This window comes from Pseudomonas sp. NA-150, from assembly GCF_044336365.1.
In the GTDB taxonomy this organism is placed as follows: domain Bacteria; phylum Pseudomonadota; class Gammaproteobacteria; order Pseudomonadales; family Pseudomonadaceae; genus Aquipseudomonas.
The window spans coordinates 5046762-5065785 of sequence record NZ_CP172305.1; the positions used below are offsets into that span (position 1 = coordinate 5046762).

The following is a 19024-nucleotide window of genomic DNA, read 5'->3' on the forward strand; positions in this document are numbered from 1 at the left end:
GAGCCACATTGAAGAGGTAACCCGGACGAATGTCGATAGGACGCGACTCACTCAGACGCGTCCTACAGCATCCGCTACTTATTTCCCAACCCGGCAATGCACGGCGAGACAAACAACTCCCCTCGATAAGCACCGCGCACGGTACGGGCCATGACCACTACCCACAGCGCCACCAGGCTCAACACCAGCAACGTGCCCAGCAGCGAAAAGAAGCTCAGGTTCAACACCGAACCCAGCTTGAGGGTGGTCGAGGCATACACACCCAAGGGGAAGGTGAAGCCCCACCAGCCGAGGTTGAACGGGATACCGTTGCGCAGGTAGCGCACGGTGATCAGCACCGCCATCAGCATCCACCACAAGCCCAGCCCCCACAGGGTGACGCCCGCAATCAGCCCGATACCGTTGGCGATTTCACCGACACCCGGCAAGCCGTTGGCCGCAAAAATTGCCGGTGCGTCGCCGCCCAACACCAACATGCCCAGCGAGCCGGTGCCGATCGGACCCAGCGCCAGCCAGCTCGACGACGCCATGCTTTCGTGGGGCAGTTTGTGCAGGGCCATGCGCAACAGCAGTATCGTCAGAATGCTCAACGCCACCGGCACCGAAAACGCCCACATCACGTAACTGGTGATCAGCACCTGAAACTGCGCGGTCGCCGTGGCCAAATGCGGGGCCAGCAGACCACCACTCGATGCCGCCACTTCAGCCGCCACCACCGGCAGCAGCCACACGGCGGTCATCTGATCGATGCTGTGTTGCTGACGGGTAAACATCATGAACGGAATCAGCACACCGCACGCCAGGGACATGGCCACGTCCAGCCACCACATCACTTCGGCAATCGACACCGCCGCATCGCCCCAGTGCGGCACGCCGAACACCAGAAAACCGTTAATGATCGTGGCCATGCCCATAGGAATGGTGCCGAAGAACATCGACACCGTGGAGTGGCCAAACACCCGCCGCGCTTCGTCGAAGAAAAAAACCCAGCGCGCCGTATACAGCGCGGTGAACAGCACGAACAACACGATGTTGAACAGCCACAGGGCTTCGGCGAGCAGGCGCAGGCCAGGAATCTGCAGCGGCACTTGCGCCAGGGTCAGGGACAAAATCCCGGTGCCCATGGTCGCAGCGAACCAATTAGGGGTGAACTGACGGATCACTTCGCGCGGGTGGCTGAGTTGACTCAGGGGGCGCAAGCCGCTGGTGGCAGCGGGGTCAGGGCGAATCGAATTTGGGCAAGTCATGGTCGTCTCCTTCCTCTGGTGAGGTGGGATTGATCTTATGCCTTTGGGAAATATCTATATAACGGGTATTTTCTCTATAGGTCATCTGTTTTACCTATATATCCGTTCTGCGGCATCTGACCGCGTCACGACCTTGGTCAAACTGACGAACACCAGCCATCATGCCAAACTGTTTCATCAGCACTGATTAGAGTGCTCTTTGGAGTTTCAAATGTCGCTGTCCAGCGGACTGATTGCCGCCGTTGCCCTGGCCTACATGGCCGTGATGTTTCTCATCGCCTTTTACGGCGATCGACGCAGCACGCCCCTGCCGCCGCGTCTGCGGGCCTGGGTGTATAGCCTGTCGCTGGCCGTGTATTGCACCAGTTGGACCTTCTTCGGCGCCGTGGGCCAGGCCGCCGAACAGCTCTGGTCGTTCCTGCCAATCTACCTCGGCCCGGTGTTGCTGCTGACGTTGACGCCGTGGGTGCTGCAAAAAATGGTGCTGATCAGCAAGCAGGAGAACATCACCTCCATTGCCGACTTCATCGCCGCCCGCTATGGCAAATCCCAGTCGCTGGCGGTGGTGGTCGCGTTGATCTGCCTGGTGGGCGTGTTGCCCTACATTGCATTACAGCTCAAAGGCATCGTGCTCGGGGTAAACCTGCTGATCGGCGCCGTCGCTGAATCCACCGGCACTCGTGCCCAGGACACGGCGTTGATCGTGTCGTTGATTCTCGCGCTGTTCACCATCCTGTTCGGCACGCGCAACCTCGACGCCACCGAGCACCATCGCGGCATGGTGATGGCGATTGCCTTCGAAGCCCTGGTCAAGCTGTTTGCCTTCCTTGCGGTCGGCGCCTTTGTCACCTTTGGCCTGTACGACGGTTTCGATGACCTGTTCAGTCAGGCAATGCTCGCACCGCGTTTGCAGGAGTATTGGAAAGAGACCATCAACTGGCCATCGATGGTGGTGCAGACCGGCGTGGCCATGATGGCGATGATTTGTTTGCCACGGCAGTTCCAGGTGATCGTGGTCGAGAACATCGAGCCGCAGGACCTGCGACTGGCGAAGTGGGTTTTCCCGATTTACCTGATCCTCGCCGGTTTGTTTGTGGTGCCGATCGCGCTGGCCGGGCAGTTGATGCTGCCAAGTTCGGTATTGCCCGACTCGTTCGTGATCAGCCTGCCGCTGGCACAGGCGCACCCGGCGCTGGCGGTGCTGGCGTTCATCGGCGGCGCTTCGGCGGCCACCGGCATGGTGATTGTCGCCAGCGTGGCGCTGTCGACCATGGTCTCCAACGACATGTTGCTGCCCTGGTTGCTCAGTCGCAAAACTGCCGAGCGCCCGTTCGAAGTGTTCCGCTACTGGATGCTCTCGGTGCGTCGGGTCAGCATCGTGGTGATTCTGCTGCTGGCCTACGTCTGTTATCGGTTGCTGGGGTCGAACTCCAGCCTGGCGACCATCGGCCAGGTCGCGTTCGCCGCTGTCACTCAATTGGCCCCGGCGATGCTCGGTGCCTTGTACTGGAAGCAGGCCAATCGCCGTGGCGTATTTGCCGGGATTGCCGCCGGGACTTTCCTCTGGTTTTACACCTTGATCCTGCCGCTGACTGCCCTGAGTCTGGGCTGGTCGCTGAGCACCTTCCCGGGCTTGGCGTGGTTGCAGGGCAACCCGTTGAACCTGCCGATCACCCCGCTGACCCAAGGCGTGGTGCTGTCGCTGACGGGTAACTTCACCCTGTTTGCCTGGGTCTCGCTGCTGTCGCGCACGCGGGTTTCGGAGCACTGGCAGGCCGGGCGTTTTGTCGGTCAGGAAGTCAGCCCACGGCCTGGCAATCGCTCGTTGCTGTCGGTGCAGATCGAAGACTTGCTGAGCCTGGCCGCGCGTTTCGTCGGTGAAGAACGCGCGCGACAGAGCTTTATTCGTTTCGCCTACCGCCAGGGTAAGGGCTTCAACCCGAACCAGCACGCCGATGGGGAATGGATTGCCCACACCGAGCGTTTACTTGCCGGTGTGCTTGGCGCGTCGTCGACCCGCGCGGTGGTCAAGGCCGCCATCGAAGGCCGCGACATGCAGCTCGAGGACGTGGTGCGCATCGCCGACGAAGCCTCCGAGGTGCTGCAATTCAACCGCGCACTGCTGCAAGGCGCGATTGAAAACGTGACCCAGGGCATCAGCGTGGTCGACCGTGAGCTGAGGCTGGTGGCCTGGAACCATCGCTACCTTGAAGTTTTCAATTACCCGGATGGCCTGATTAGCATTGGTCGACCGATTGCCGACATCATCCGCCACAACGCTGAACGCGGCTTGTGCGGTCCGGGCGAAGCCGAAGTGCACGTGGCGCGCCGCCTGCACTGGATGCGTCAGGGACGGGCGCACACTTCCGAGCGGCTGTTCCCCAATGGCCGGGTGATCGAGCTGATCGGCAACCCGATGCCCGGCGGCGGTTTCGTCATGAGTTTCACTGACATCACCGCGTTCCGTGAGGCCGAACAGGCGCTCAAGGGTTCCAACGAAAGCCTCGAACAACGGGTGACCGAACGCACCCATGAGCTGTCGCAACTGAACGTGGCGCTGACCGAAGCCAAGGGCACCGCAGAAGCGGCCAACCAGTCGAAAACCCGTTTTCTGGCGGCGGTCAGCCATGACCTGATGCAGCCATTGAACGCCGCGCGGCTGTTCTCTGCCGCCCTCGCCCACCAGGAAGACGGTATCTCCAACGAGGCGCAACAGTTGGTGCAACACCTGGACAGTTCGCTGCGCTCGGCGGAGGACCTGATCAGCGACCTGTTGGACATTTCCCGCCTGGAGAACGGCAAGATCACCCCGGTGCGTCAGCCGTTTCCGCTCAACACGCTGTTCGACACCCTGGGTGCCGAGTTCAAGGCCCAGGCGCAAGAACAAGGCCTGAAATTCCGTTTGCGCGGCAGCAACCTGCGGGTCGACAGCGACCTGAAGCTGTTGCGGCGGATCCTGCAAAACTTCCTGACCAACGCCTTCCGTTACGCCCAAGGCCCGGTATTGCTGGGTGTGCGGCGCCGAGGCGAGCATTTGAGCCTGGAAGTCTGGGACCGTGGGCCGGGGATTCCGGAAGATAAACGGCAAGTGATTTTCGAAGAGTTCAAACGCCTCGACAGCCACCAGACCCGCGCAGAAAAAGGCCTGGGGCTGGGGCTGGCGATTGCCGACGGCCTGTGTCGGGTGCTTGGCCATGAACTGGAAGTGCGTTCGTGGCCGGGCAAAGGCAGCGTGTTCAGTGTCAGCGTGCCGCTGGCGTTGTGCAAGACGCCGTCAGTGGTGCCATTGTCCGACGTAAAAAACCAACCGTTGAGCGGCACCCAGGTGCTGTGCGTGGACAATGAAGACAGCATCCTGATCGGCATGAACAGCCTGCTGACGCGCTGGGGGTGTCAGGTGTGGACGGCACGCAACCGCGCGGAATGCGAGGCACTGTTGAGCGACGGCGTGCGGCCACAACTGGCGCTGGTGGACTTCCACCTCGATGACGGTGAAACCGGTACTGCATTGATGGCCTGGTTGCGGACCCGGATGAGCGAACCACTGCCGGGCGTGGTGATCAGCGCCGACGGCCGTCCGGAACTGGTGGCGCAGATCCATGCGGCGGGGTTGGGGTATTTGTCCAAGCCGGTCAAGCCCGCCGCGTTGCGGGCGATATTGAGCCGGCATGTGAGTTTGAGTTGAAGATCCCTGTAGGAGCGAACTTGTTCGCGAGACAGTGAATCTGTTGCACCGGGTCAAGCCTCTCGCCAACAAGTTGGCTCCTACAGAGATTTGCGTAGGCTTCAGCTCAACGCCTCGTCTGATCGCCCCTTGCGCCGATACGGGAACACGTCGATGACCTTCCCCGCCCGAATCGCCGCTTGCAGGCTTTTCCAATAATCGGCGTCATACAACTCGCCATGCAGCGTGTTGAATAACCGCCTCTGGCCCATGTCGGCAAACAGAAAGGGCGGAAACTCTTCCGGAAATACATCCAGCGGGCCGATGGAATACCAGGGCTCCGAGGCCATTTCATCCTCGGGCGTGCGCGGCTCCGGGATGCGCCGGAAGTTGGCTTCGGTGAGGAAGCAGATTTCGTCGTAGTCGTAGAACACCACCCGCCCATGTCGGGTCACGCCGAAGTTTTTCAACAGCATGTCGCCGGGGAAGATGTTTGCCGCGGCCAGTTGTTTGATCGCCAGGCCATAGTCTTCCAGCGCATCGTGAATCTGCGCGTCGTTGGCATTCTCCAGGTACAGGTTCAGCGGGGTCATTCGGCGTTCGGTCCAGCAGTGTCGGATCAGTACCGTGTCGCCTTCCACCACCACCGTCGAGGGCGCGACGTCCAGCAGTTCGGCCAGGCAATCGGGTTCGAATTTGCTCAGCGGAAAGCGGAAGTCGGCGAACTCCTGGGTGTCAGCCATGCGCCCGACCCGGTCGACGCTTTTCACCAGCCGGTACTTCTCGATCACCGTTGCGCGGTCGACGTTTTTCGACGGCGAAAAACGGTCTTTGATGATCTTGAACACGGTATTGAAGCCCGGCAGGGTGAACACACTCATCACCATGCCGCGCACGCCGGGGGCCATGATGAAGCGGTCGTCGGTGTTGGCCAGGTGGTTGATCAGCGCGCGATAAAACTCGGACTTGCCGTGCTTATAGAAGCCAATCGAGGTGTACAGCTCGGCGATGTGCTTGCCCGGCAAAATGCGCTTGAGGAAACCGATGAATTCCGCCGGCACCGGCACGTCGACCATGAAGTACGAGCGGGTGAAGGAGAAGATGATCGAGACTTCGGACTCGTCAGTGATCAGCGCATCGACCTGAATCCCGTGCCCTTCACGGTGCAACAACGGAATCACCAGCGGCCATTGTTCGTCGGGGGTGAAGATCCGCCCGACCAGGTAGGCGCCTTTGTTGCGATACAGCACCGACGAGAATAATTCGACGCTGAGCAACGGGTCCTTGCACACCCAGTCCGGCAGGTTTTCCCGCAGTTGTGCTTCCAGTCGCTGCATGTCCCCGGGCAAGTCGGCAAAGGCCACGTCAAAGGTGTAGTCGGTAAAGATCTGTCGCAGCATGCTCGACAGTTCGCCCTCTGGCCGGTAGGTGTGGGTCTGGGCCGAATGTTCACGGCGGCGCAATGACGGTCGGGTGGTGTGGATGAACATGCAGCCGTCGCTGATCAGGTCATGGCTGAACAGCCCGCAGAAGATCGAGTTGAACCAGGTTTCTGCCAGTTCATCGTCGAAACGCACGTCGATCAGGTCGATGCAGGCGCTTTTCACCAGCGGCCAGCCCTCCACATCAAGCAAGCCCTGCTCATCGAAGGTCGCGTGCAAGCGCGCGATCACTTCGCTGACTTTTTCTTCGTAGAGGTTGATTCGCGCAGCCGACGCACGCTGCGCCTCCTGCCATTGCGCCTGTTCGAAACGCGCCCGGGCGCCATCGGCAATCTGCCGGAAATGCTCCCGATAATCGTCGAAGCCATCGAGGATCATTTGCGCAATGTCAGCGGCCGGCCAGTGTTGGGGCATAACGAAACCTCTGCGGGAGTTCGGAACATCGAGCTTAGTCAGCGGATGGCGTTAGTAGAAGCGCAATTTGCACGACGAATCAGCCGACTTATCTAGACACACTTTTCCGGAGAGGCAAGCTATGGCCATTTGATATACAGCTCGACGATTCCTGCAGAAGAATAAAAACCAGGGAGTGACACCCATTGAATTGCCAAGGAGCTGCACATGTTTATTCGGAATATACGCATAGGAATCAGGGCCGGTCTGGGGTTTGGCCTGGTTGGCGGGTTGCTGGCGGTGGTCGGTGTGTTCTGCCTGATGCAGATGTCTGACTTGCGCTCCAGTGCGCAGGTCATCGAAGAGTCATGGATGCCCAACATCGAACGCATGCACGACGCCGGCTCGAACATCGCCGCCATTCGCCTGGAAACCCTGCGCCTGCTCGCCAACAACCAGTCCGCCAGTCAACAACGCAGCAAAAGCATTATCAACGACTCGCGTCACGAACTGCTCACGCGCCTGGAGAACTACACCGCGCTGACCGCCGCACCCCAACAACGTACGTTACTCGCTGAACTGCGCGTCGCGGTGGACAGCTATCTGCAACGGGTCGATCAACTCGCCGCACAGATCGATGCGCAGCAAACCGAGCAGGCGTATGCCCTCCTCAATGACCAAATCGCGCCGATGGGGCGCAAGCTCGACGCCGATCTGGAAGCCTTGATCACCTTCAACCAACAGGGCGCCAAGACTGCGGCCAAAGAGGCGGCGGCGCTTTACGAGCGGACCCGAACCATCGTCAGTCTGCTCATTGTCGCCGCCTTGCTCGGCACGCTGGTGTTGGCCTGGGTGCTGACCCGCAGCCTGGTGCAGCCGATCCGCCAGGCCCTGGACGTGGCCAAAACCATTGCCGCCGGCAACCTCAGCACAGTGATTCGACAGGAAGGCCAGGATGAACCCGCGCAATTGCTCGCGGCATTGGCCAGCATGCAGGGCAACCTGCGCTCGACCATTCGCGGCATCAGCGACTCGGCGCAGCAACTGGCCTCGGCCGCCGAAGAAATGAGCGCGGTGATGGAACACAGCACCCGTGGACTGAAAGCGCAGAACGATGAGATCGAACTGGCCGCCACCGCCGTGACCGAGATGAGCGCCGCGGTGGATGAAGTCGCCAGCAATGCGGTGTCCACCGCCGAAGCGTCGAAAAACTCGGATGCCGACAGCCAGCACGGCCAACGCCAGGTCGCCGACACCATCGACGCGATTCAGGGTCTGGTCAGTGAGGTGTTGAACGCGTCGGGGCAGGCGCAGCACCTGGCGACTCAGGCTCAGGACATCAGCAAGGTGTTGGAGGTGATTCGTGGCATTGCCGGGCAGACTAATCTGTTGGCGCTTAACGCCGCGATTGAAGCCGCGCGCGCCGGGGAAGCAGGTCGCGGCTTCGCGGTCGTGGCCGATGAAGTGCGCTCGCTGGCGCAGCGCACGCAAAACTCGACTCAGGAAATCGAGGCGATGATCAGCAACATTCAGACGGGCACCCAGGATACCGTCAACGCCCTGCAAAACAGCGCCGGCCAGGCTGAACAGACCTTGCTGCGCGCCAGCAGTGCCGGGCAGGCGCTGGAGAAAATCACTGCCGCGATTTCCGAAATCAATCAGCGCAATCTAGTCATCGCCAGTGCCGCCGAGCAGCAATCCCAGGTGGCGCGGGAGGTGGATCGCAGTTTGGTGAGCATCCGCGATTTGTCGACCCAGACCGCCGCCGGGGCGACACAGACCTCGTCCGCCAGCCAGGAGTTGTCGCGCTTGGCTATCGGTTTGAATGGGTTGGTGGCGAAGTTTGTGTTGTAGCCCTGCGGTCGACTAACAGATCGTACTCCACGCGCACATTCACTGTAGGAGAATCCCCGTCGTCCAGACGCCGCGCTGTCGCGCAGCAAACGCGGTCCCTGTAGGAGCCAGCTTGCTCGCGATCGGCTGCGCAGCAGTCGTAAAGTCAGGTTGTCGGGTTTAACTGACACTCCGCGTGCTCAGGTTTTACTGCCGCTTCGCACCAGATCGCGAGCAAGCTGGCTCCTACGCCTTCGGCAGAAGCAGATTGCGGAGCCTTTGAAATCAACCGGTTATCTTTTGTTTGATGAGAGCTGCCGAAGGTTGCGATAAGGTCCGAAGGACCTTCTGCAATTTAAGAAAACGACTGCTGCGTCCGAGTGCGGCCCAAATCGATCGCAGCCTTCGGCAGCGCCTACAGGGCTTATGTGTATTGCGTGAGAATATAGAGCCTCCGGCGTGCAAAATCCGGCAACAATGATTGCCTTGCACTCAACCTCCGGTGACACTCCAAGCCTTTTCGAGCAAGGAGCTCATTGTGAGAGCTGTCGACACGTTGCGTTTGTTGGGATTGGCTGCGGTTTGGGGCGCCAGTTTTCTGTTTATGCGCATCATTGCCCCGGAGTTGGGCGCTTTGCCGACCGCGTTTTTTCGCGTTTCGATTGCCGCCAGCGGGTTGTTGGTGATTCTGTTGCTGATGCGCACCCACTGGAGTTTTCGCGGCAAATTCAAAATCTGCCTGGTGTTGGGCATGATCAATTCCGGGATGCCGGCCACGCTCTACTCGATAGCGGCTCAGGTGCTGCCGGCCGGGTACTCGGCGATTTTTAACGCCACCACGCCGCTGATGGGCGTGATCATCGGTGGATTGTTCTTCAGTCAGCAGCAGTCGCTGTCGAAGTTCGCCGGAGTATTTCTGGGTCTGCTGGGGGTGGGCATTCTGACCCGTGCCGGCCCCGTGGCATTCAACATGGAGCTGCTGATGGGCGCCCTCGCCTGTTTGCTGGCGACTACGTTCTACGGCTTTGCCGGGTTCCTCGCCCACCGCTGGCTCGATCAACAGGGCGGCCTCGACCCACGTCTGGCCACTCTTGGCAGCATGCTTGGCGCCACCCTGCTGTTGCTGCCGATGTTCAGCTACAGCGCGCTGGTCCATCCACCCGCCAGTTGGGGCGGGACCAGCGTCTGGTTGTCGCTGCTCGGCCTCGGGCTGGGCTGTACGGCCTTCGCCTATATTCTGTACTTCCGCCTGCTCACCGACATCGGTCCGCTAAAATCAATGACGGTGACCTTCATGATCCCGCCCTTCGGCGTGCTGTGGGGCGCACTGTTTCTGGGGGAGCCGTTGTCCTGGGCGCACCTCTACGGTGGCCTGCTGATTGCAGTGGCCTTGTGGCTGGTGCTGAAACCCGGCGCGGTTGCGCAGGTCGTAACGGAGTGAGCGTCATCACCTGACCGTGCGATATCGGCCCAATGAGCCTGAAAAAGCTTCGATTGAGGACGAAAGCCAACGCATCCTGTACAAATGTTTGACAGGCAGCCTCAGGTTGTCTATGCATTGTCAGGCGGGTCTTGTTTGTCCAGCCAGCTGAGTTCGCCGTTCGTCGCTTGATCGCGAATCGTGCCTCTCAGCTGACTGAGCTGACCACGGGTGGAGAGGAAAATGGACGTTGAGCGCAGTGCAGTCGTCGACAAGGATAGCCCGGGGAGCGCGCTTGGCCAGGCCTTTATCAAGGTGTTCGGCCAGGGTGAACTGGAGAAAGCGGTGGCGGATGCACTGCTGAACCTCACCCATCTGGCCAAGGACCTTTGCGATGTACAGATTGCCTTCCTGTCGCTGAAACACCCCCATTATCCCAGCTTGCAGACCAGCGTCGGCCTTCAGCCCGACAGCGACCTCGCCAGCTTCGCCTTTACCGTCGCGGACACCCTCGGCAATGACCTCGGGCAACTCCCTGACGCGCTGAAAGACGCGCGCTTCAAGCACCATGAACGGGTGCTCGGCAGCCCGAAAATCCGATTCTACGCCGGCTTGCCATTGCGCACCCAAGGCGGGCAAATCATCGGCGTCCTCGGCCTCATCGACCCACAACCGCGCATGCTCAGCATGCGAGAACACGACGGCCTGGTGCGCCTGGGTCGAGAAGTGTTGCGCACCCTTGAGCAGTTCCACGAAACCCGGCAGAACCAGGCGCGCAGCGTTCGCCAACAGACACTCGACAGCGATATCAGCCACCAGCGCCTGCAACAGATCGCCGACCATGTGCCCGGCATGTTCTTCCAGGCGGAGCTGCCCAAAGATGGCAAGTTTCTGCTGTCCTACGCCAGCGAAGGGGTGGTCGATATTTTCGGCCTGTCGCCCCACGACATCGAGCAACACACCGACGACATGCTGGCGATTATTCACGAGGACGACCGTCCGGGTTTTATCGCCTCAATTGAACAGTCAGCCTTTAAACAAGCGCGCTGGCAACACGAATTCCGGGTGATTCATCCGATCAAGGGCTTGATCTGGATCGGTGGCAACTCGCGGCCGCAGTTGCATGGCGACGGCTCGATCCTGTGGCATGGCGTGCTGGCCGACATCAGCCAGCGCAAATTGCAACAGGCCGAGCTGGACAAGCATCAGGAAATGAACCGCCGCCTGCTGGAAGCGCTGTCCGAAGCGGTGATTTCCTGCAATGCCCAAGGCGAATTGACGATGTTCAACGACACCGCGCGCGAGTGGCACGGCGCCGATATCCGGCAGATCCCGGTGGAGCACTGGGGCAAGCTGTACGACATCTACGAAGCCGACGGTGTCACGCCGATCATCAACGACCGTATCCCCTTGCTGCGGGCGCTGCGCGGCGAGCATGTGCGGGATTTCGAAATCAGCATTTCTGCGGTCGGTCAGCCGATCCGCTTTGTGGTGTGCAACGCCGACCCGCTGCACACCCCGGAAGGTGAACTGCTCGGTGCGGTGGTGGTGATGCACGACATCACCGAGCGTAAGCGCATCGAGTCGATGCAGCGCGAATTTGTCTCCACCGTCAGCCATGAACTGCGCACGCCGCTGACCTCGATTGCCGGCTCGCTGGGCCTTATCAAAGGCGGGGTCGTCGGCGAAGTGCCTGAAACCATGGCGCAAATGCTCGACATCGCCTACCAGAACAGCATGCGCCTGAGCCATTTGATCAACGACTTGCTGGACATGGACAAGCTGGTCGCCGGCAAAATGAACTTCGACCTGCAATTGCAGGCGTTGTACCCGCTGTTGCAGAACAGCATCGAAAGCAATGTCGCCTACGCCGAGCAACACAAGGTGCAGCTGGTACTGTTGGATGAACTGCCCTGCGCGGTGCGGGTCGACGACATTCGTTTTCAGCAGGTGCTGGCCAATTTTTTATCCAACGCGATCAAATTCTCGACCCCGCAAAGCCAGGTGTATGTCTTGAGCGAACAGCGCGAAGACAAGGTGCGGATCAGTGTGGTCGATCACGGCAGCGGCATTCCCCGCGAGTTTCACCAGCACATTTTCCAGAAGTTTTCCCAGGCGGACGGCAGTGACAGCCGACGCAAAGGAGGCACCGGGCTCGGCCTGTCGATCAGCAAGGAACTGGTCGAGCGCATGGACGGCACCATTGGTTTTTCCTCGGTGGAAGCCCAGGGTTCGACGTTCTGGTTCGAACTGCCGGCTTACCCGATGGACGATGCGCCGCGCTCCGACCTGACCTCGATGCGCAACGAACAAGCCCAGGTCAGCAGCGCCGAACAAGCCGGCCTGCCCCGGGTGTTGGTGGTCGAAGACGAACCCGACATCGCCTACCTGCTCAACCTGCTGATCAGCCGCGCCGGTTACAACGTGACCTCGGCAGCCAGCTTGCAGGAAGCCCGTGCGCTGCTGGACAGTCAACGCTTCGACGCCGTGACCCTGGACCTCGAATTGCCAGACGGCGACGGCCTGCAATTGATCCGTGAACTGCGCAACTCACCCAGCACTCAGGCGCTGCCGGTACTGGTGATTTCCGCTGCCTGCGAAGAAGGCAAGCTACGCCTCAATGGTGGCTTCCAGGCCATCGACTGGCTGGACAAGCCCATCGATTCACTGCTGCTGGCCGACGCCTTGCGCCGTGCGCTGAACGGCTTTGCCGGACGCCCAAAAGTGCTGCACGTGGAGGACGACACCGACCTGTGCCAAGTCATTTCGCATCTGGGCCAGGAAATTGCCGACTTCATCCCGGCCAGCAGCATTGCCGAAGCGCGTCAGTACCTGGCGAAGATGCATTTCGACCTGATCCTGCTGGACCTGACACTGCCCGATGGCAACGGCCTGGAGCTGCTTGAAGAGCTGCATTTGCGCCACCCTGGCCTGCCGGTGGTGGTGCTGTCCGCGCAAGAACTGTCCAACAAGCAACTGGCGCTGGTCGAGGCGGCCCTGGCCAAGTCACGCACCGATGCACAGCATTTTGTGAACCTGCTTCGCCGGCTGTTACCGGCCAAAGGACGTTAAACCCATGAGCACACTGAGCCGTATCCTGCATGTTGAGGATGACCATTGCATCCAGGCGGTGGCCAAGGTCGCGCTGGAGACCGTCGGCGGCTTCAAGGTGCTCACCTGCGAATCCGGGCGACAGGCGCTGGACCAGGTGCAGGCGTTTGCCCCGGACCTGATTTTGCTCGATGTGATGATGCCGGACATGGACGGCCCCGCGACCTTGAAACAACTCGCAGGGCTGGTCGACCTGCAACGGATTCCGGTGGTGTTCATGACCGCCAAGGTTCAGCTCAAGGAAATCGAGTACTACCACAGTCTGGGGGCCCGCGATGTGATCGTGAAGCCCTTCGATCCCATGCTCCTGGCGGGGCAAATCAAGAAGATTTGGGAAGCCAGTCAATGACCGACATGACGCCACTGGAAGCATCGCTCGAAAGTGACCTGCACCAATTGAGCCTGGCGTTCAGCGCCCGGCTGGAACACGAATTGCCCGTGCTGGTAAACAATGCCATTTACCTGTTGGACGCCAGCGACCTCGACGCGCAGATCACCCGATTGTCTGCCTTGCAGTACCAACTGCACAAACTGGCAGGCGCCGCCGGCACCTTCGGCATGAGCGAGCTGGGAGACTTCGCCCGGGACCTGGACCTGCAAGCTTCCGGCTGGCTGGACAACCCCGGCAGCATCGACTCGACGCTCATCGACTTTATCGTCAAGGTTCAGCGCCTCGAAGGTTTCAAGCGCAAATCGCACTACGGTGAACGGTGTATCACCACCGACCTCGAGACGCGCCGCATTCCCTCGCTGTCGCCGAAGATTTTCATTCTTGAATCGGAAGGCAATCTGGGCCGCAGCCTGCAACTGACCCTGAGCAATTTCGGCTACGACGTCAACCGCGTCGACAACGCCCCTGCGCTGGATGCCCAGATCGCCCTTTCCATGCCGGACGTGCTGATCTACGACCTGACCGTCGACCCGCTGCAAGGCATGCACCACGCCGCCGCGATCAAGCGCGAAGTGCTCAAGCACACACCGCTGCTGGTGATCACCGCCGACGACGAGTTCGACACCCTGCTCGACGTGGTACGCATCGGCGCCACCGGCTACCTGAAAAAACCGGTGGACGTCGCCCGCCTGGAAAACTGCCTGGAACGCTGCCTGGCGCACCCACTGACCAACCCCTACCGCGTGTTGATCGTCGATGACGACGAAGACCTGGCCAAGCGTTACAACATGGTGCTGTGCAACGCCGGGATGACCGTGGAAGTGTTGAGCAAGCCTTCGTTACTGCTGGACCTGATGCACCAGTTCAAACCGGAAGTGGTGCTGATGGACCTGAGCATGCCCGACTGCAGCGGCCCGGAACTGGCGCAGATCATTCGGTTCCACGACGACTGGCTGCGGGTGCCGATCATTTACCTTTCCGCCGAAACCAACCTCACCCGGCAAATGCGCGCGCTGCTCAAGGCCGGCGACGATTTCATCACCAAACCCATCGCCGACAACGCGCTGATCACCGCCGTGTTCGCCCGCGCGCAACGGGCGCGAATGCTCGGCAATGCCTTGTCGCGGGACAGCCTGACTGGTTTGCTGAAACACGCCGACATCAAGGAGCGCGTGGCCCTGGAAGCCGAACGCGCCTCGCGCAATTCGCAACCGGTCGCCGTGGTCATGATCGACATCGATAATTTTAAAGCGGTCAACGATCGTTATGGCCATAGCGCGGGCGACAAAGTCATCCGCGCGCTGGCCAACCTGCTGCGGCAACGCCTGCGCAAGGTCGACATTCTCGGGCGTTATGGTGGCGAGGAATTTCTCGCGGTGTTGCCCGGCTGCAGCCCGGAAGACGCACTCAAGACCCTGGACGAGATCCGTCAAAGCTTCGCCGAGCTGCGATTTTTTGCTCAGGACGCCGAATTCAGCGTGACCCTGAGCGGTGGCATCTCCAACAACGATGGCTCATACAGCCCCATCGAACTGCAGGAAAAGGCCGACCAAGCGTTGTACGCAGCCAAACATGGCGGACGCAATCAGATTCGCATGGCCTACGCGCATGCTTGATTGCGCCCTGTACTGACAAAATCCCGTAGCAGTCCGGCTTGCCGGCGTGGGCGAATGTAGGGCCGTCTGACTTTTATACGCAAAGCTTTGATGGGTGTGTATATCCGTAATCTGCGTTTAGCTGGTGTTATGGTTCCGCCCTTACGGCGGCTCACTTTTGGCAAACAGCCCCAAAAGTAAGCAAAAGGTCCTTGCCCCGCCATACGGGTCCTCGCTTAGGCTCGGACTGCCCTCACTCCGGTCCTGTTCCTGGGGCACGCCGCGACCCGCCATCCCTGGCGGGGGTCGCGGCTTGCTCGACATCCATGTCGAGCATCCCCCGGAACAGGACCTGCGTTCGGCCTGCTGGGAACGGGGCGATAGTGGGTTTCGTCAGGGGGATCGCGAAGATCAAAATCAAGAGCTCGACGCACATCCCGTAGCAGTCCCGCTTGCCGGCGACGGCGCCCATAAAACCGCCATCGCCGGCAAGCCGGACTACTACGAAGGTTTGCGGAACACAAACACCAAGCCAACGATGATCAGCAACATGCCAAACAGACTCAGCAGCGCCAGGCGATTACCAAGGAACAGGTAATCCATCACCGCCGTCACCGCCGGCACCAGGTAAAACAAACTGGTGACGTTGACCAGATTGCCCTGAGCGATCAGCCGATACAGCAGAAAAGTCGCGAGCACCGACACCACCAGCCCCATCCACAACACCGGCACGATAAACCCGGTGCTGACCTCGAAGTGGAACGGCTGGAACGGCACAAATACCGTGCACAACAGCAACCCAGCCAGGTACTGCACCGGCAAGGTTCCCAGCGGGTTGTCGGTGATGCGCTTCTGCATGATCGAACCAAAGGTCATGCTGGCCAACGCCAACAGACCAAACAGCATCCCAGCCAGGGACATGCCGCCCAGACCGATGCCCTGATAAACCACCAAAATCAACCCGGCCAAACCCAGGCCCAAGCCGAACATGCGTGACCAGGAACGGCTGCGCTCCATCAACACCGCCGTGAGGATCGGCTGCACGCCCATGATCGTCGCCATCACCCCAGGCGTGACTTTAAGGTCCAGCGCCAGCAGATAGAAAATCTGATAAGCACCCAGCAACACCGCACCGGTCGCCGCCGCATACAGCAACGGCTTGCGTCCACGCGGCAGGCTGAAGCCCAGCAACGGGAACATGATCATCAGCCCCAGCAGCGCCAGGGAAAAACGGAACAACAGGAAGGTAAACGGCGCCGCGTGGGCCAATCCCCACTTGGAGAAAATCGCGCCACTGCTCCAGAGCAGGACGAACAGGGTTGTCGTGGCCACTGAGGCCAAGGCTTTGCGAGAAAACAACATAGATGCCACCTGTGATTCAAACGCGCTGGATGCGCGACGTCACGCCTCGGTCAATCCGTAGGCTGTGAGGTAGATGAACGGTTTGCGGGCGCAGGTATCGGCGGGTAACGCCGATCAGCCCAGCAAGACAACGCCTGGCGGTGCGACAACGCACACGACCGGTGTTGCAGGGGATGGTGGCGGGTAGTGACTGCGAAAGGCTTGCTGCTGGCACCCACGAGGTTCGGCAACAGCACAGGCTGCGGCGACGAACAGGTATTCAGTGTGGGCAACAGGCATGAGGCAGGCCTTCTTGGGAACTGGGTGGGGATGCGCGAATGGCATCGGCGCTGACTATAGCGCAATCCCCAATGCGGGTGAAGAGCTCCTACAGGGGACCTCAATCCCCTATTTCAACCAAACAACCAATAGCCGAGCAGGGTCAACACAATCACCGCCAGCACCGGACGCAGGATCCGGTAGCCTTTCGGGTAACGGCGTTTGAACTTCTTGACGCCACCACTGAAACCATTGCTGAACCGCTTGCTGAAGGCATACGCCTGGTTGATCCCGCCAACGCGTTCGTCATCGGTGTTTTGCGGCGCCGTGGCGCGACCGAGGAAGGCACTGATCGAACGGTTGAGGCGGGTCATGAGCCGCGAACGCAATGGGCGCTCGATGTCGCAGAACAGGATCACCCGGGTCATGGCGGTCTGATTCTTGACCCAATGCACGTAGGTTTCGTCGAACATCACGTCTTCGCCGTCGCGCCAGGCATACACCTGACCATCGACGTAAATCCGGCAATCATCGGAGTTCGGTGTCGACAAGCCCAAGTGATAACGCAGCGAACCCGCAAACGGGTCGCGGTGCGGGTTCAGGTGGCTGTCACCCGGCAACAGGGCAAACATCGCGCCCTTGACGTTGGGGATGCGGCTGACCAGTTCGACGGTTTTCGGGCACAGTAACTCGGCTGAGGGCAGCGCTTTGTCGTACCACTTGAGGTAAAAGCGCTTCCAGCCTTTCTTGAAGAACGAACCGAAACCGGCGTCGTTGTCCTTGGCGGCCGCACGAATGTAGCCCTCGTCGAACAAGTGCATGGCTTCGTCGCGGATGGTTTCCCAGTTGTCCTTGAGAATATCCAGCTCGGGGAATTTGCTGCGATCGAGGTACGGTTTCGACGGCACGCCGGAAAACAGGTACATCAAGGCGTTATAGGGGGCGAACAGCGCCGAATGGTTGACGAACTGACGCAGCAACGGCAGTCGAGCCTTGCCGCGCAGGTGCACATACAGCGTGCTCCCGAGGAACAGCGCCAGTATCAACACCTTGGCCGCTAGAGAAAATGTCATGAAACACTCCAGAAAAATAGGCAACTCACTGCACAGCACGGCACGTTTGTCAGTTGATCCCGAAACGGTTGCGCTCTGAGCAACCTATCGCGCACGCCATTATCGGGCGCGCGCAATCAGAGGATTCTTAGCCCGCCATCATAAGCGTTCAGCACTCAGGTAAAAAGCCACCTGAGACCAAAGACCGCTTACTGCTGGTTTTCCTGATCAGTGAACAGGTCGCTGAACAGCATGCTCGACAGGTAACGCTCGCCCGAATCCGGCAGGATCACGACAATGGTCTTGCCCTGCATTTCCGGGGTTTCCGCCATGCGCACCGCCGCTGCCATGGCCGCGCCACAGGAGATGCCACACAAAATCCCTTCTTCCTGCATCAGGCGCAGGGCCATGGCCTTGGCTTCATCGTCGCTCACCAATTCGACCCGATCCACCAGCGAAAGGTCCAGGTTTTTCGGGATGAAACCGGCACCGATCCCCTGAATCTTGTGTGGGCTCGGGGTGATTTCCTGACCCGCCAACGCCTGGGTGATGATCGGCGAAACGATGGGCTCGACCGCGACCGAGGTAATCGGCTTGCCCTGGGTGTTCTTGATGTAACGGGAAACACCGGTGATGGTGCCGCCGGTACCGACGCCCGCCACCAGCACATCAATGGCGCCACCGGTGTCATTCCAGATTTCCGGGCCGGTGGTTTTCTCGTGTATTGCCGGGTTCGCCGGATTATCGAATTGACCCGGCATGAAATATTTCGCCGGATCGCCGGCCAATAACTCCTCGGCCTTGGCGATCGCGCCTTTCATGCCTTTGGCGGGCTCGGTCAATACTAATTCAGCACCCAGCGCCTTGAGTACCTTGCGCCGTTCTATGCTCATCGACGCAGGCATGGTCAATGTCAGTTTGTAACCGCGGGCGGCGGCAACAAAAGCCAGGCCAATGCCAGTGTTACCTGAAGTGGGCTCGATGATGGTCATGCCCGGCTTGAGTTTGCCGCTGCTTTCTCCGTCCCAGATCATGTTGGCGCCAATCCGGCACTTCACCGAATAACCGGGGTTGCGCCCTTCGATCTTGGCCAGGATGGTGACCCCACGCGGCGCGATGCGATTGATCTGCACCAGCGGGGTGTTGCCGATTGAATGGGCGTTGTCGGCATAGATGCGGCTCATGACGGTGTCCTTGTGCGTGTTCGGAATGGCCAAAGCCTATGCCGCCAGCCTGTGTGCGTCCAGTCGTAGCGA

General features: G+C 60.1%; 11 protein-coding genes. 6 read left to right on the top strand and 5 right to left on the bottom strand.

Annotated elements, in window-relative coordinates; all coding sequences use genetic code 11:
- Nucleotides 1-74: 74 nt before the first annotated feature.
- The gene (locus ACF0H7_RS23815; protein WP_397449301.1) at nt 75-1247 is read right to left on the bottom strand and encodes a TDT family transporter; all 1173 of its coding nucleotides are present in this window, start codon (nt 1245-1247) and stop codon (nt 75-77) included.
- Between the two features lie 211 nt (nt 1248-1458).
- On the opposite strand from ACF0H7_RS23815, the gene ACF0H7_RS23820 reads away from it, so the two are divergent.
- Complete coding sequence (locus ACF0H7_RS23820; protein ID WP_397449302.1) at nt 1459-4932, top strand: NahK/ErcS family hybrid sensor histidine kinase/response regulator; 3474 nt, start codon at nt 1459-1461, stop codon at nt 4930-4932.
- 101 nt (nt 4933-5033) lie between these two features.
- On the opposite strand, the gene aceK is transcribed toward ACF0H7_RS23820, so the two are convergent.
- Nucleotides 5034-6767, bottom strand: coding sequence for a bifunctional isocitrate dehydrogenase kinase/phosphatase (gene aceK, locus ACF0H7_RS23825; RefSeq protein ID WP_397449303.1), 1734 nt, complete (start codon nt 6765-6767; stop codon nt 5034-5036).
- Nucleotides 6768-6974: 207 nt separating this feature from the next.
- On the opposite strand from aceK, the gene ACF0H7_RS23830 reads away from it, so the two are divergent.
- The 5 genes from ACF0H7_RS23830 (at nt 6975) to ACF0H7_RS23850 (ending at nt 15117) form a co-directional block, all read left to right on the top strand.
- Nucleotides 6975-8600, top strand: a complete 1626-nt coding sequence (locus ACF0H7_RS23830; RefSeq protein ID WP_397449304.1) for a methyl-accepting chemotaxis protein — start codon at nt 6975-6977, stop codon at nt 8598-8600.
- Between the two features lie 517 nt (nt 8601-9117).
- Complete coding sequence (locus tag ACF0H7_RS23835; protein ID WP_397449305.1) at nt 9118-10020, top strand: DMT family transporter; 903 nt, start codon at nt 9118-9120, stop codon at nt 10018-10020.
- A gap of 222 nt (nt 10021-10242) precedes the next feature.
- Nucleotides 10243-13071: a response regulator gene (locus tag ACF0H7_RS23840; RefSeq protein WP_397449306.1), complete on the top strand. Its 2829-nt coding sequence runs from the start codon at nt 10243-10245 to the stop codon at nt 13069-13071.
- Nucleotides 13072-13075: 4 nt separating this feature from the next.
- Nucleotides 13076-13459 (top strand): response regulator, encoded by a 384-nt coding sequence (locus tag ACF0H7_RS23845; protein WP_397449307.1) that lies wholly within the window; start codon nt 13076-13078, stop codon nt 13457-13459.
- Nucleotides 13456-15117 (top strand): diguanylate cyclase, encoded by a 1662-nt coding sequence (locus ACF0H7_RS23850; protein WP_397449308.1) that lies wholly within the window; start codon nt 13456-13458, stop codon nt 15115-15117. Before ACF0H7_RS23845 ends, ACF0H7_RS23850 begins: the two co-directional genes overlap by 4 nt.
- A gap of 480 nt (nt 15118-15597) precedes the next feature.
- Here ACF0H7_RS23850 and ACF0H7_RS23855 read toward each other — a convergent pair whose 3' ends face one another.
- From ACF0H7_RS23855 to cysK, 3 genes are all read right to left on the bottom strand, one after another.
- Nucleotides 15598-16458, bottom strand: coding sequence for a DMT family transporter (locus ACF0H7_RS23855; RefSeq protein WP_397449309.1), 861 nt, complete (start codon nt 16456-16458; stop codon nt 15598-15600).
- A 392-nt stretch (nt 16459-16850) separates the two neighbouring features.
- Nucleotides 16851-17789, bottom strand: coding sequence for an aspartyl/asparaginyl beta-hydroxylase domain-containing protein (locus tag ACF0H7_RS23860; protein ID WP_397449310.1), 939 nt, complete (start codon nt 17787-17789; stop codon nt 16851-16853).
- Nucleotides 17790-17977: 188 nt separating this feature from the next.
- Nucleotides 17978-18952, bottom strand: coding sequence for a cysteine synthase A (gene cysK, locus ACF0H7_RS23865; protein ID WP_397449311.1), 975 nt, complete (start codon nt 18950-18952; stop codon nt 17978-17980).
- Between the last annotated feature and the right edge of the window lie 72 nt (nt 18953-19024).